Below are 13,050 nucleotides of genomic sequence, written 5' to 3' on the forward strand. Positions count from 1 at the left end.
TCAATAAATCCGCAGCACTTGCCAAACTGGGTCAGTATTGTCGCGAGAGAAAAACTAAGGCAAAGACGTCAGATAGACTTAATGCCAATAAAAAGAAAACCGGTATTCTATTGTGAATAAATATCTCATCAAGAAATCTGTGAAAAAAAGTGAACAGACGCGCACTCGTTAAATCTCAAAACAAGATTAAAACTTGTTTCTTCTCCTGCATTTTCAATTTGTCATTGTTGATTGCCGCGCTGATGATGTTCAGCGTTAATGGTGCTGGTTATGCACAGGATTTTCTTGACCAGATTTGGGCACCAAAATTTAAACTTTACACAGTGGATAATGGGCTTTCCCAATCACAAGCCAAGGTAATCATCCAAGATAGTGAAGAATATATTTGGTTTTTGACCCCAGTCGGCGTTGATCGGTTTAACGGTTATGAGTTTGAAAATATTACTTTCAGTAAAGATTGGGAGCGAAAACCTGATAGCAGTGTCGTTAATATTGTGCTCGATAACGATAATACCGTAATCGCTATTACCGACACAGGACATGTGTACAAATACTCCGAGTCAAAGCACCAATTTGTCGGTTTATTTAAAAGTGACACACAAGCGAAAGTCAATACTGCACTAATAAACGACGCGAATGAAATCTTACTGATGACAGAACAGGGGATTCAGGCGCGTCAACTAGAAACTGGCGCGATACTGGATGAAGGTTTTCAGGCACTGCAGACAATTCGCCAAGTGAACCACGCTCAAATTAATAAAAATATACTCTGGATGGCAACAAGTGAAGGACAGCTATTTTCGTTTCATTTCGCAACGCAGCGGCTTGTGGCGCACCAGCTAAGCCAATTGAACATTCTCCAGGGGGAAAATCACCTTGAACTAACGCCCTATCTTGATGGTGTCATCGCCGCTTCTCGAAATGGCCAGTTTTACGCTTTAAAACATACTCAGATAAGAGCGAATCGCTTACCGGATTTTATCGGGGTCGAAGAACAACCCAAGAAAATCATGAGCATGGTGGTCGATGCCCTCCAGAATTTATGGATCTCAACACGAGGACAGGGTATCTATCGCATCAATCTAAGTAACTATAACGGGCGTCAGTACGCGTTACAGACTAACCGGCAAGGCACAGTGAGCTCTAACAATCTCTACGACATGTTTATCGATAAACAAGGAGGGCTTTGGGTCGGTGCGGCTAACGCTGTCAATTACACGAATGCAGAGCAAGTCAGATTCTATGGTCTCGGTGGTACGAGTGCTTATCATATGCCACTAACCTCTACCTACGTGTCGGCGATACTTGAGGACTCCGACGGCAATTTGTTGGTAGGCTCACATGATTCTGGTTTTAGTGTTTTGTCGGCTATAGATAGTCATCAGAATAACACTAAATCTCTCGCTAAATCGCAACGGGCTAAGTTACCTTATCAATTAGAGAAGTATCCTAAACCTAAGTTTATTACCGGAATTGCTCAAGAAAGTAATGGCAATATTTGGATAGGAACCCGAGAAGAATTTTTTATTATCGATAGCTTAACACGGGCTCGCGTACCAATAGACGCTAAGTGGCAGGAGTATTCGAAAAATGGCGTGAACGCTTTACGTTTTGATGGCCCGCACAAATTAATGGTGACAGGCGATAATCAATTATTATACCAGCATGGCGATGATGAATTAGTGGCGCTAGATATCTTTTCAAATCCACAACCTTTCCAGTATTTCTCTGTCACAGGCCCCTTCGAAGAAAAGTATTGGTTATCCTCGGAGAGTAAAGGATTTGTTTTTGAGTTTGACGTGGCGACTCAAACTATTACTTTGCTAACCCCATTAACTCGCACGAGTGTGCCACCGACGGGCATAACAGCAACTTGGATAGCTTCAGATAATACGCTTTGGCTAGGCACTGATGGGGATGGCGTAATCAGTTTTAATCTGACCACGAAAGAAACAGAATGGTGGGATAAAACCAATGGACTGCCACACAATGATATTTTTGGAATCTTGGGAGATGGCAACGATAATGTTTGGATTATGGGTAATAAAGGTCTTACTCGGTTTGATGCGCTAACGCGCGTAATCCAAAATTATACCGTTTCCGACGGCCTGCAAAGCAATGAGTTTAATCACCAGGCAATGTATCGTAATCAACAAGGTTTGTTATTTTTTGGCGGTATCAATGGAATTACTATCGTCAACGAAAATACATTTAGCCTGAATGCTCACTTACCCAAGACGCATATCGAGGCGGCTTATTTGGTGACCAATAAAGGTCTTCAAAGGTTGACTACCATTGATGGTATCGTTCAAGAATTGGATTTCACCACGGATTCTTTAAGCTTTAAAATCGGTGCTATCGACTTGCTTAACCCAGATCGAAATACATTTAGTTATCGTCTCGTTGGCAAAAGTGATGAATGGATAGAATTAGGTCGAACGAGAGATATCACCTTACTAGAATTACCCCGAGGATCATATCGCCTTGAAGTAAAATCCTGTAATAATGAAGGTGTATGTAATCCGGAACCCGCGACGTTACGTTTTGAAATCCCTGCGGCGCCGTGGTTTAGTGTTTGGGCTTATGTACTTTACAGTCTTGCATTATTATCACTTTTCTTGGTCTTTATAAAAAGACAAAAAGCCAAATTAGAATATGAAAAAATGATGACTCAAAAAGAAAGAGTTGTCGCAGATGAACTACGTGAACTTAACCAATTAAAAGATCAATTTTTATCCAATACTTCGCATGAGCTTAGAACGCCATTGAATGGGATAATTGGTTTAAGTGAAGTGCTGATGATCGAAGCTGAAAATACCGGAAAAAAAGACACTTTGGAGTCACTAGAAGCAATCAATAATTGCGGAAAGCAGTTAAAACTACTCGTAGAGGATTTATTGGACTTCACACAATTACAAAGTGATCGATTGAGACTGCATATGAGCCGAGTTAATTTACTCGACATCGTTGAAGAAATAACATTGTTACTGAAGCCGCAAGCGGAGAGTAAGGGCTTGGAATTATTGGTCCAAATTCCTAACGACGATTGTTTAGTCAAAGCCGATCCTAACCGGATCCGTCAAGTGCTTTATAACCTTATCAGTAATGCAATAAAATTTTCGCATAAAGGGAAGGTTACGGTTGCGGTCAATCAGCAAGACTTTATCGTTACAATAGCTGTGAGTGATGAAGGTATTGGAATTCCTGAGAATATGCATGAGAAAGTCTTCGAGTCCTTTACTCAAGTTGACGGTAGTGATACTCGTGCAGAAGGCGGTGTTGGACTTGGACTTGCGATTAGTAAAAATATAGTGAAGTTACACGGTAGTCAATTAAGTTTATCTTCGCAAGAAGGTGTTGGCTCTGTATTTCAATTTGAACTTTTATGCGCATCTTTAGATGAGGTTGCAAGCGCCGATGTTTTAAATCGTAATAAAAATATAGCAAATGAAAAAATGGCCAATGACACTGAAATTAACACCATTTAAGAGAATTAATTATCCGAGAGTAAAATCAAAATGATTAGTCTTTATACGCACCATGAATTGCGGGTGATTGGTTGTTTAATCGAGAAATCAATTACCACGCCTGATCAATATCCACTTTCACTTAATAGCTTAACCAATGCTTGCAATCAGAAAAGTAATCGCGAGCCAGTTGTATCGATGAGCGAAATTGAAGTTCAGGATGCCGTTGACTCATTGATTGAAAAAAATGTCATTTACCAGCAATTTAGCACATCCTCTCGCGTACCCAAATATCTTCATCGTTTTTGTAATACCGAGTTTGGTGATCTGCAGCTTACCACTCAAGAACTTGGAATCATCTGTGTGTTATTTTTAAGAGGCCCACAGACGCCGGGTGAATTAAGAACACGAACTAATCGGCTATGTGAGTTTACTAACGTTACTGAAACCGAAGCCGTTCTAAATGAGTTAGTATCAAAGCAATATATTATCAAGTTGGCGAAAGAACCTGGTCGCAGAGAGTCAAGATATAAGCACTGTTTTGGATTAATTACTGATAGTGACTTAAACAGCGAAGATGATAGTAATGCGGATGAGGGCAGTGATATGCTGCAAAGCACTACCTCAGCAAAATCTGCAGAGAGCAATCATGAAACTGACAAATTTGCAATGCTTGAGGAACGTGTTTTAATGCTCGAGTTAGAGTTGGAGGAGCTCAAAAAAAGACTATCAATCTAAATACTTAGGCGTGCGTTGATATTATTCAAATTCCCAGACTTAACGCTGTTCAATACAAGAAACGATAAAATGAAATACTTAAAGATAACTAAATTAGTAAGTAAAGTTTTGCTACCGTTTGTCATCGCTTTTAATTTAGGGTGTGGATCTAATCCGCCGGTATTATCGGATTTTCAAGTATATAAGCAATCGATGAACCCCACTGAAGGTCAGCCCAACTATCAAGCGGCAAAAGATGCACTCGAAAAAATTATTTATTCGCCGCGTAGTAATTCGAAAATGCGCGAAAGCGCTACGCGGCTTATGGCACTGAACCTCTATAGTGGCAAGTTTGGTTATTATGGTGAAGCGGAATTTATTTATTGGGCTAACACGCTAGGGAGTAATAAGGGCTCAGACTTACAGTTTCGTATTGATCGGATTAAGAAAGTAAGAGAGGTTTTTCCAAATCAGAAAGAACTAATGAATAATTTATACTTGGAATCAATTGTTCATTGTGCACCGACAGTCAAGATTATTCCGCAATTATTAATCCAGGATAAGAACTTAGCCCTTTACTATTTAAATGGCGTGGAATGTATTTATCCGAAGCTAGTGAGTCAACCTCAACTACGTGAAATTTACTCAAAACATCTTGAATTAGTTGGCGTCCGTGAAACAAAGAATTTAATGACTCGAGGTTTTAATCTTTACGCTCGAAACCCAACGATGAGCCAATTTAACGCTCTAAAAGAAACTGAGCAATCGGCTTTGTTAATGGCAAAAATTCAAGCGTTTACTTATGCAGCAAAAACATCCCAGCCGAAATTTCCGGCGGGTGCATATTATCGTTCTGCTGAGGTAAAAAAAATATTTCAGTTTTTCCAGAGTGACAACGACTCTGACTGGTTTAAAGGCAACGCGTTATTAGAGGAAATATTAAGTGATAATAAATCGAGCGATTTAGAAAAAGCAAAGCTATTTCACTACATCGCCGTATCAGCCTATTTAAAGGATCGATTTGACACCTACAAAACCTATAAAGCCCGGCTAATGGAGTTAAACTACCTCAAACCAGCAGAGAAGCTCTATATGGATAGAATGACGATGCTTTTTATGCACAAACTAAAACGTTTTGTAAAAGGCAATGAGTTTGTTGAAGAGCGTCTAGTCCAGTTGAAATAATCGAAAATATGCAGAATAGAGAAGATGTTGCTTTATTTATTGCATAAGCAAGAAGTTACTTATGGTTGTTTTTTATAGTACCGGTGGATCTTAATATCCTCAAAAGAAATGAGATATTTTTGGTTAAAAATTAGGTAGCTTGCGCGTCTTTGTTTGGCTAATGAGATTAATATCTAATTAGCTTTATCACTCCCAACATAACTGTTTACATGATGCTGTGATGTGTGGCACAGTTTTCCGAGTTGAATGGATTCTTAACTACAAGTAAGTCTGAAAAAGGCAAAACCACTGAAAGGTGGTGACGCAAAGTTACCGGTCTAACGGGCAACCTATGACAGCGGGACTACCAGGTCGAATTACTGTGTGGGTAAAGACGCAACACCGCCTATCTGTATTGAAACCTCGATAGCCTCCCTCTGATAACCAATTTGCTGACCGTTATTCTTAAACAAAATTGTTACTGTTGATTTTAGTAAGCAATTTCAATTGTATGTTAAGTTGGAGTCAATTTATGAACTGTGAGGCGCTTTCAAAGAGCAAAACAACAATACTTTTACACGTTCACAAAGAACTTGTATCAGGTAAACTAATGTTACCTTCATTGCCATCAATTTGTGTCAAGATAAAACAAATTGCTGCGCGCCCAGAATCAGATGCTTCCAGTCTTGGTAAAGCAGCTAGAGTTGACCCTGCTTTTTGTGGGTATTTGTTAAAGGTGTCAAACTCGCCTCAGTATCGCGGTAATGTCAAAGTCACTAATATTAATTTAGCGATTGGTCGGCTTGGTATGGAAAACACCTGTAATCTCGCGCGCCTGTATGCTATTCGTTCATTATTTAAAAGTAAGAAACGCTCGATGCAAGCCTGGTTGCAGAGAAGCTGGGAAATCAGTACTCATACTGCCTCAGTAGCAAGTGTCATTGCAGAAAATATCGATACTGATGTTGATCCTGAACAAGCGCTACTGGCTGGGTTAGTGCAAGACATTGGCTGCCTTTCGCTTATCTCGGAAGCTAGCGACTATCCCGAACTCATCAATGATGACCAAGCAATGGAAGTCCTGTTTGACAGTCATGCGGCGACCTTGGGCGCAGGTATTGTAAAGGAATGGGGACTCGGTGAAGAGTTTATTGAAGTGGTTCGCAATAGAGACAATTGGTCTTATAACGATTCTTCCGAGGTTAATTTAGTCGATATCGTTCAAGTCGCTAAACTGCACACCTACCTTGCTTATAAAAAGGCGCTACAGTTACCGAAGCTAAGTAGTGTACCGTCGTTTCAAAAAGTAATGCTCAACCAGCATACTTCGCCTGAGCAAAGTCTTCAATTTGTTGCAGATGCCAAGCAAAGAATCACATCCATCATTAGAAATCTCGGAGGCTAAAGCGAGCCCCTATAGTCACCGCATGCTTTCTTGCATCGTTTAGAGATGCGAAATCCTGCAAAGGAAAACGCATCTCCACAAGAGGGGGAACTAAAGTTGCCAGTAATCAGATCATACGATTCTCATCAAGTAAGTAACTCATTGGATGGACAACAATCTTAGTAGTAATACTGCAACCTTAGTAGTGGTAACTATCTTCGGTGTTTATTTTAAAACCCGCGGACTCCCAAGCTTGTATACCGCCTGACAGCGAGAAGACGTTATTAAACCCCAATTTTTGTAAAGATTCAGCCGCCAGTGCTGAACGCCCGCCGCTCTTGCAATAGAGGTATATTGGTGTATCCGCGGGATTTTCTTGCATTGCCGGCTTAATTCTTGGGTGGTCAAAGATTGCAAATTCGATTAGCCCTCGCGGCGCGTTAATCGCATGAGCGATGTATCCTTGAGTATATTCATCGGGTTCTCTCACATCGATGACCAGCGATCGGTTGTCAATTGCTTGGCATAAATCTTGGTGATTGCATTCTTTGATAACTGATTTAGCTTGTTTTACAAGTTCAATTGGTGAAAGCATGTCTGTGTCCCTCATTTTGACTGTCAGATATAGCGCATCGTTTATCAAACTTACGCTTTTCCTAGAAACAATAGTTTGTTGAATTGCCTATTAATAGCATAGTTAAAAATAATATATTAGATATTGCTAATATATGGATAATAACCTAAACTAGACGCGAATGAAATAATTTTGCAGATTTTTAACTTAAAGAAGGGCTACCACCTTGTTCGCGAATCGTATCATTGCATTGTCGCTTAACAGACCTCTCATGATTTACTGGGGGCTCGTACTATTTACGCTCTCAATAGGCGCTTTAATCAGCTTAATAAAAGTCGACACTGACCCGGAGAATATGCTCTCTCGTGATGAACCAGCGAGAATTTATCACAATCAAATCAAGCAAGAATTTGCATTAAGTGACCTCATCGTTGTTGGTGCCGTCGCCAAAACTGGTGAGACAATCTTCAATCCACAGTCACTGGCAGATCTTAAAGTGTTGTCCGATGAGATCAAGCAGATCGAAGGGGTTATTGTTAAAGATGTTAACGCCATATCAACCATTGATAACATCGAGCAAGCAGGCGAGGGCGTGATTCGTTTTGAATGGTTAATGGCAAAAGCACCCACGGATGAACAAAGCGCCATAGAGTTACAACAGAAAACTCGACGACTGCCTTTCGTCGTCAATAGTCTCGTATCGGGAGACGAGAAAGCGGCGACAATTTACGTTCCTATTGAAAATAAAGATGAAAGCTACCGAATTAGTCAAGCAATACAGGTCCTCATTGAGCAACTCTCCAATGCAAATGAGTACCATATAACCGGGTTACCAGTGGCAGAAGATACCTTTGGTGTAGAAATGTTTATTCAAATGGGAATTTCAGCACCGGCTGCGGCGGCGGTTATCTACTTACTCATGCTCTATTTTTTTAGAAGTGCAAGTCTAGTCGTTGCTCCCATGATAGTGGCAATGGCGACAGTAATTATCGTGATGGGTGCGATGATTGGTATGGGCTTTACCGTACATATCATGAGCTCGATGATACCGATATTTTTGATGCCTATTGCTGTGGTCGATTCTGTCCATTTAATGTCTGAATTTGCTGATCGCTATAAACCAGGAAGTGATGCAAAAGCCGAAATTAAAAAAGTGACTCAGCACCTGTTTCAGCCCATGTTGTTTACATCGATAACGAGTGCAGCAGGTTTCTTCTCACTCGCATTAACGCCAATACCGCCAGTACAGATTTTTGGCGTCTACGTTGGGTTGGGTATATTGCTCGCTTTTTTGGTCACTATATTGTTTATTCCGGCTTACGTCTCTCGCATGAATGACATCGCGTTACGCAACATGCAGGAAAAACTTCACTCAGCGTCATCAGCGGATCGAAAGCCAAGTATCCTCGCGAGACTTTTACCGATTTGGGGTGGGTTTAGTATTGCGCAAAATAAACTCGTTATTATTGTTGCTTTAGTTGTAACGGCTATTTCAATCGTCGGTATTAGTAAAATTCAAATAAATGACAATCCGGTACGTTGGTTTAAGTCTGACCATCAAATACGAGTTGCAGACCGAGTTCTAAACCATCATTTCGCGGGGACTTATGATGCTCATCTGGTGTTAGAGTTTACCGGAAGGGAAGACTTAATTCGGGGCTTGTATGGCGAGGTGATCTCGATAGTCCAGCAAGCGAAGCTCAATCAAAGCCTATCACCAGAATCAATTAATGCGATTGAAACCATTCTCTCTAAAGGCGCACAATCATTGAGTATTCAAGAGTTGAATCAAGTTGTCGACGATCTACTGTTTGATGAATCAGATAGCGGTATATTAGTGCTCGAGCAAATTCAAAGCGTTGTTGATGAGTCAGAAGCGAATCTGAAACAGTTTACACTGCCAAGAAACTTGGCTTATATTGAAAAGCTACAAAGTTACTTGCTAGAAACGGCGTTAGTCGGAAAATCGAACTCAGTGGTTGATTTAGTAAAAACAGTCAACCGCGAACTACGCAGTGGATCTGACAGCGACTATGCGATCCCTGAAACACAAAATGCTGTCGCACAAACCTTGCTCCAATTTCAATCCTCTCATCGTCCTCAAGACTTATGGCATTTTGTCACCCCAGATTATACCAAGTCTCTTATTTGGTTGCAGATGACCAGTGGCGACAATCAAGACATGAAAGCTGTCATTGAGTCTGTAGAGGGTTTTGTGGCTAATAATCCATTACCTGAAAATATTGAACTGAATTGGGCCGGAAAAGCTTACTTAAATTTGATCTGGCAGGACAAAATGGTCGCAGGTATGTTTGATAGTCTAGTCAGCGCTTTTGCGATTGTTTTTATTATGATGGTTATATTATTTCGGTCGTTGCTGTTTGGTTTACTGGCGATGTTACCTTTATCGATCACAATCATTTTTATGTACGGTATGATTGGTTGGATGGGTAAGTATTATGATATGCCGATTGCTGTTTTATCCGCATTAACGCTCGGGCTCTCTGTTGATTTCGCGATTCATTTTATCGAACGGACTCGAGCTTACTTTAAGGAACACCAAGACTGGCAAACAACGATGAAACTGATGTTCGAAGAACCGGCAAGAGCTATTTCTCGAAATGCATTAGTCATTGCACTTGGATTCACGCCGTTACTCCTTGCTCCGTTAGTGCCTTATATAACCGTGGGTGCATTTTTGGCTGCGATTATGGCGGTTTCCGCATTAGTTACCATCTTGGTACTGCCCGCTAGTTTTACTCTGTTAAAAGGCATTCTTTTTAAGGTAGCCAAATAAAGTTAAACAACGTAAATCAATACAAGAGGATTGAATTACATGAACAAGTTTATGCATGTCACTTTAGCAAAAATGAAAGCATATTTGAAAACCTTCATCGCTTTGATCTTGGTTTCGATAGGCGGGACACTCTCTAATGGCAGTTATGCTTTGGAAGCAGAAAAATCAGCGGGAATCGATGTAAATACCATCGTCGCTAAATCGAGTTTAGCCGCCTACTATGGTGGTAGTGATGGTCGAACTATGGCAAGGATGAAAATATTTGATGCTAATGGTCGGCAACAGGTTCGACAATTTGCAATATTAAGAAAAGATATCGAAGAAGGCGGGCGCCAAAAGTTTCTGGTAATTTTTTCTCGTCCCAATGACGTCAAGGGGACTGTTTTTATGGTTCACAAAAAACCCCAAGGCGAGGATGATCGATGGCTTTATTTACCCGCGCTAGACTTGGTCAAACGTATATCAGCTGGGGATAAAAGAACGAGTTTTGTCGGTGCTCATTACTTTTATGAAGATGTTTCTGGGCGTTCAACCGAAGCAGATAATCATCAATTCATTGAAGAAACTGAATCGCAATATGTTTTGAGTCATACGCCGAAAGATCCTCAAAGCGTCGAATTTGCATCCTATAAAACCTGGATTGATAAACAAAATTTCTTACCCGTTAAAATTGAATATTATGATCAACAAGGTAAGGCCTTTCGTCTTATCGAAGCTCTCGACATTAAGACAGTACAAAACATACCTACGGTATTTAAAGCGAAGGTGACAGACTTGACTGATCAATCGTACACCACTTTAGAGTTTAGAAAAGCCGTTTACGACTTAGGTATTCCAGAGGATGTATTTTCTGAGCGCTCTTTACGTAAGCCGCCAGTCGAGTGGTTAAGAAAGAAAAAATAATAGGTACACGATGAGACACGTATCCTTATTAACTCTCTTTTTCGCCAGCGTTATCGGCAGCTCGCTTTCGGCACGAGCAACTCTAGAAGTTGATTCTTTAGCCACGCTTGAATCTAGCGCGTTATTGACAGAATCAGACCAAACGTTAGACGAAGAATTAGAGGAAGGATGGAGCGATGAATGGGTTGATGAATGGGCGGCCGACTCACCCCATAGCTTTTTACAGCAGATAGCGGTCGGATACGCTACTATCACACAATCAGATGCTATTAATATCAATGATGAAGTTCTCAACGAGTTTAGATATACCTTAGATTATCAATATCAAAATGATGATTATCGTTTTGATCTCGAATTCGACCTATTAGAGGATTGGTTACTCAATGAAACCGAAATTGTGACCCGAGACTTCAATCTATCGACGTCAATTGCATCACAAGTCGATCTAAAAATTGGGCGTCAAGTAATCACATGGGGGACTGGCGACTTATTGTTTTTAAATGATCTATTCGCCAAGGATTGGCAATCATTTTTTTCGGGAAGAGAAGATAAATATCTTAAACCTGCCGTTGATGCAATCAGATTAAGTGTCTATTCTGCAGTCAATTTTGAAGTAGCCTTACTACCAAACTTTACACCGGATAACGTTCCAAATGGTAATCGTTTATCTTTCTTTATTCCGGGTTTTGGTATTACGCAACCATCGCCACCTCTCTATTTTTTAGAGCCTCAAAAACCAGAAGTCGCATTACGATTATTTTCGACTGTGAACTCTTTGGAGTGGGGAGTTTATGCTTATTCAGGTTACTTTAAATCGCCTACTAAGGTTTTACCGGATAACCAGCTCAGCTTTGCTGAGATGACCGCTGTTGGTGCTAGTTTAAGCCTACCTGCGGCTGGTGGAATATTAAACTTTGAGACATCTTATTATCGTAGTGATGAAGATACAAGCGGCGATAATCCATTTATTGGCAATAGTCAGTTTCGATTGCTAGTTGGTTACGACACCGAGCTTGTTCCCAACCTAAAACTAGCAACCCAAGCCTATTTAGAGAGAATACTTGATTATCAAAGCCTAGTTGAAAATGCTTTGATGGGGCAGGTAATACCCGACGAAAATCGAACCATGTTGACCGCTCGGTTCACTTATTTAGCGCTTCAACAAACATTAACTAACTCATTAATGGTTTTTTACTCACCGAGTGATGATGATCACTATCTCAGGTACTCCAGTCGCTATTCCTACAGCGACAGTTTAAAACTGACTTTGGGACTTAATTTAATCGACGGTAAGGAAGACTCAACATTTTTAGCGCAAATGCAAGATAACTCGAATGCATTTGTCAGAATTAACTATTCATTTTAAAGCGAGGAGATTGATTATGGCTTTAGAAAATGCAGTGATGGCTTTTGCCGGATTTATGGTACTCGTGTCTGTCGCGTTAACACTGTGGGTCAACCCACTTTTTTATTGGTTTACGGTTTTCATTGGGGCTAACCTATTACAGAGCGCATTTACGGGTTTCTGCCCAGCCGCAATTATCTTTAAAAAAGTCTTCAAGCTGCAGAGTTTAAAAGATCTTCGCGCTTAATAAGGTAATCGATTGCTCAAGGAGCGAGCTATTTGTTGTCAACTGCTATCTGTCTAACAAAACATAATGTATTAGCCGAGGGTTGAAAGTTACGCGCAGTAAAAGTCGTGTAACACAGAAATGATGTTCTTCGCGACACCCGGTTTGATGGAATAATAGATCGTCTGCGATTCCCTTCGTGTTTCAACCAAATCATCGGCCCGTAACTTGGCTAAATGTTGAGATAGCGCCGATTGGGATAAATCGATAGTTGCATTCAGCTCAGTAACCGATAATTCACCTTCCGACAAAATACACAAAATCATCAATCGATTGACATTTGCAAGCGCCTTCAATTGGCGGGTTGCCTCATCTGCATGTTGACGAAGGTCTTGTGGGTCGCGCTCGCGACAAGATTGTGCTGCTTGATTCATACATCTTATACAGTAATTGATATACCGGTTAATGTAATA

10 protein-coding genes and 1 riboswitch are annotated in these 13,050 nt (G+C 40.6%); of the genes, 8 read left to right on the plus strand and 2 right to left on the minus strand.

The features are described from left to right. Positions 1-149 precede the first annotated feature (149 nt). The 4 genes from FLL45_RS04890 to FLL45_RS04905 all read left to right on the plus strand — a co-directional run bounded on the left by FLL45_RS04890 (position 150) and on the right by FLL45_RS04905 (position 6,753). Positions 150-3,488, plus strand: a complete 3,339-nt coding sequence (locus tag FLL45_RS04890; protein WP_142940859.1) for a sensor histidine kinase — start codon at positions 150-152, stop codon at positions 3,486-3,488. A 30-nt stretch (positions 3,489-3,518) separates the two neighbouring features. Further along, positions 3,519-4,205, plus strand: coding sequence for a YceH family protein (locus FLL45_RS04895; RefSeq protein WP_142940860.1), 687 nt, complete (start codon positions 3,519-3,521; stop codon positions 4,203-4,205). Positions 4,206-4,274: 69 nt separating this feature from the next. Next, positions 4,275-5,369 carry a hypothetical protein gene (locus FLL45_RS04900; protein WP_142940861.1) on the plus strand — a complete coding sequence of 365 codons (1,095 nt, stop codon included), beginning with the start codon at positions 4,275-4,277 and terminating at the stop codon, positions 5,367-5,369. 268 nt (positions 5,370-5,637) lie between these two features. Next, positions 5,638-5,720, plus strand: a riboswitch (cyclic di-GMP riboswitch). A 238-nt stretch (positions 5,721-5,958) separates the two neighbouring features. After that, positions 5,959-6,753, plus strand: a complete 795-nt coding sequence (locus tag FLL45_RS04905) for an HDOD domain-containing protein (RefSeq protein WP_185964334.1) — start codon at positions 5,959-5,961, stop codon at positions 6,751-6,753. 178 nt (positions 6,754-6,931) lie between these two features. Here FLL45_RS04905 and FLL45_RS04910 read toward each other — a convergent pair whose 3' ends face one another. Further along, on the minus strand, positions 6,932-7,327 hold the full coding sequence (locus tag FLL45_RS04910; protein ID WP_142940863.1) for a rhodanese-like domain-containing protein: 396 nt from the start codon (positions 7,325-7,327) through the stop codon (positions 6,932-6,934). A 250-nt stretch (positions 7,328-7,577) separates the two neighbouring features. Between FLL45_RS04910 and FLL45_RS04915 the strand changes: the two genes are divergently transcribed. Genes FLL45_RS04915 through FLL45_RS04930 form a run of 4 tightly spaced genes read left to right on the plus strand, consistent with a single transcriptional unit; the run spans position 7,578 to position 12,598 of the window. Beyond that, complete coding sequence (locus tag FLL45_RS04915; RefSeq protein WP_142941160.1) at positions 7,578-10,103, plus strand: efflux RND transporter permease subunit; 2,526 nt, start codon at positions 7,578-7,580, stop codon at positions 10,101-10,103. 39 nt (positions 10,104-10,142) lie between these two features. Continuing rightward, complete coding sequence (locus FLL45_RS04920; protein ID WP_246075761.1) at positions 10,143-11,006, plus strand: outer membrane lipoprotein-sorting protein; 864 nt, start codon at positions 10,143-10,145, stop codon at positions 11,004-11,006. A gap of 10 nt (positions 11,007-11,016) precedes the next feature. After that, the gene (locus tag FLL45_RS04925) at positions 11,017-12,372 is read left to right on the plus strand and encodes a hypothetical protein (protein WP_142940864.1); all 1,356 of its coding nucleotides are present in this window, start codon (positions 11,017-11,019) and stop codon (positions 12,370-12,372) included. A 16-nt stretch (positions 12,373-12,388) separates the two neighbouring features. Further along, entirely contained in the window at positions 12,389-12,598 is a 210-nt protein-coding gene (locus FLL45_RS04930) for a YgaP family membrane protein (protein ID WP_142940865.1), read from the plus strand. Positions 12,599-12,687: 89 nt separating this feature from the next. Here the strand turns inward: FLL45_RS04930 and FLL45_RS04935 are convergent, their stop codons facing one another. Continuing rightward, positions 12,688-13,011, minus strand: a complete 324-nt coding sequence (locus FLL45_RS04935; RefSeq protein WP_142940866.1) for an ArsR/SmtB family transcription factor — start codon at positions 13,009-13,011, stop codon at positions 12,688-12,690. Positions 13,012-13,050: the final 39 nt, after the last annotated feature.

The organism is Aliikangiella marina, from assembly GCF_007004765.1.
GTDB classification, from domain to species: domain Bacteria; phylum Pseudomonadota; class Gammaproteobacteria; order Enterobacterales; family Kangiellaceae; genus Aliikangiella; species Aliikangiella marina.

Excerpts from the sequence above, each read along its gene's own strand:
- FLL45_RS04895 (WP_142940860.1), top strand. The coding sequence starts at position 3,519 with ATGATTAGTCTTTATACGCACCATGAATTGCGGGTGATTGGTTGTTTA.
- FLL45_RS04915 (WP_142941160.1), top strand. The coding sequence starts at position 7,578 with ATGATTTACTGGGGGCTCGTACTATTTACGCTCTCAATAGGCGCTTTA.
- FLL45_RS04935 (WP_142940866.1), bottom strand. The coding sequence starts at position 13,011 with ATGAATCAAGCAGCACAATCTTGTCGCGAGCGCGACCCACAAGACCTT.
- FLL45_RS04920 (WP_246075761.1), top strand. The coding sequence starts at position 10,143 with ATGAACAAGTTTATGCATGTCACTTTAGCAAAAATGAAAGCATATTTG.
- FLL45_RS04910 (WP_142940863.1), bottom strand. The coding sequence starts at position 7,327 with ATGCTTTCACCAATTGAACTTGTAAAACAAGCTAAATCAGTTATCAAA.
- FLL45_RS04925 (WP_142940864.1), top strand. The coding sequence starts at position 11,017 with ATGAGACACGTATCCTTATTAACTCTCTTTTTCGCCAGCGTTATCGGC.
- FLL45_RS04905 (WP_185964334.1), top strand. The coding sequence starts at position 5,959 with ATGTTACCTTCATTGCCATCAATTTGTGTCAAGATAAAACAAATTGCT.
- FLL45_RS04900 (WP_142940861.1), top strand. The coding sequence starts at position 4,275 with ATGAAATACTTAAAGATAACTAAATTAGTAAGTAAAGTTTTGCTACCG.
- FLL45_RS04930 (WP_142940865.1), top strand. The coding sequence starts at position 12,389 with ATGGCTTTAGAAAATGCAGTGATGGCTTTTGCCGGATTTATGGTACTC.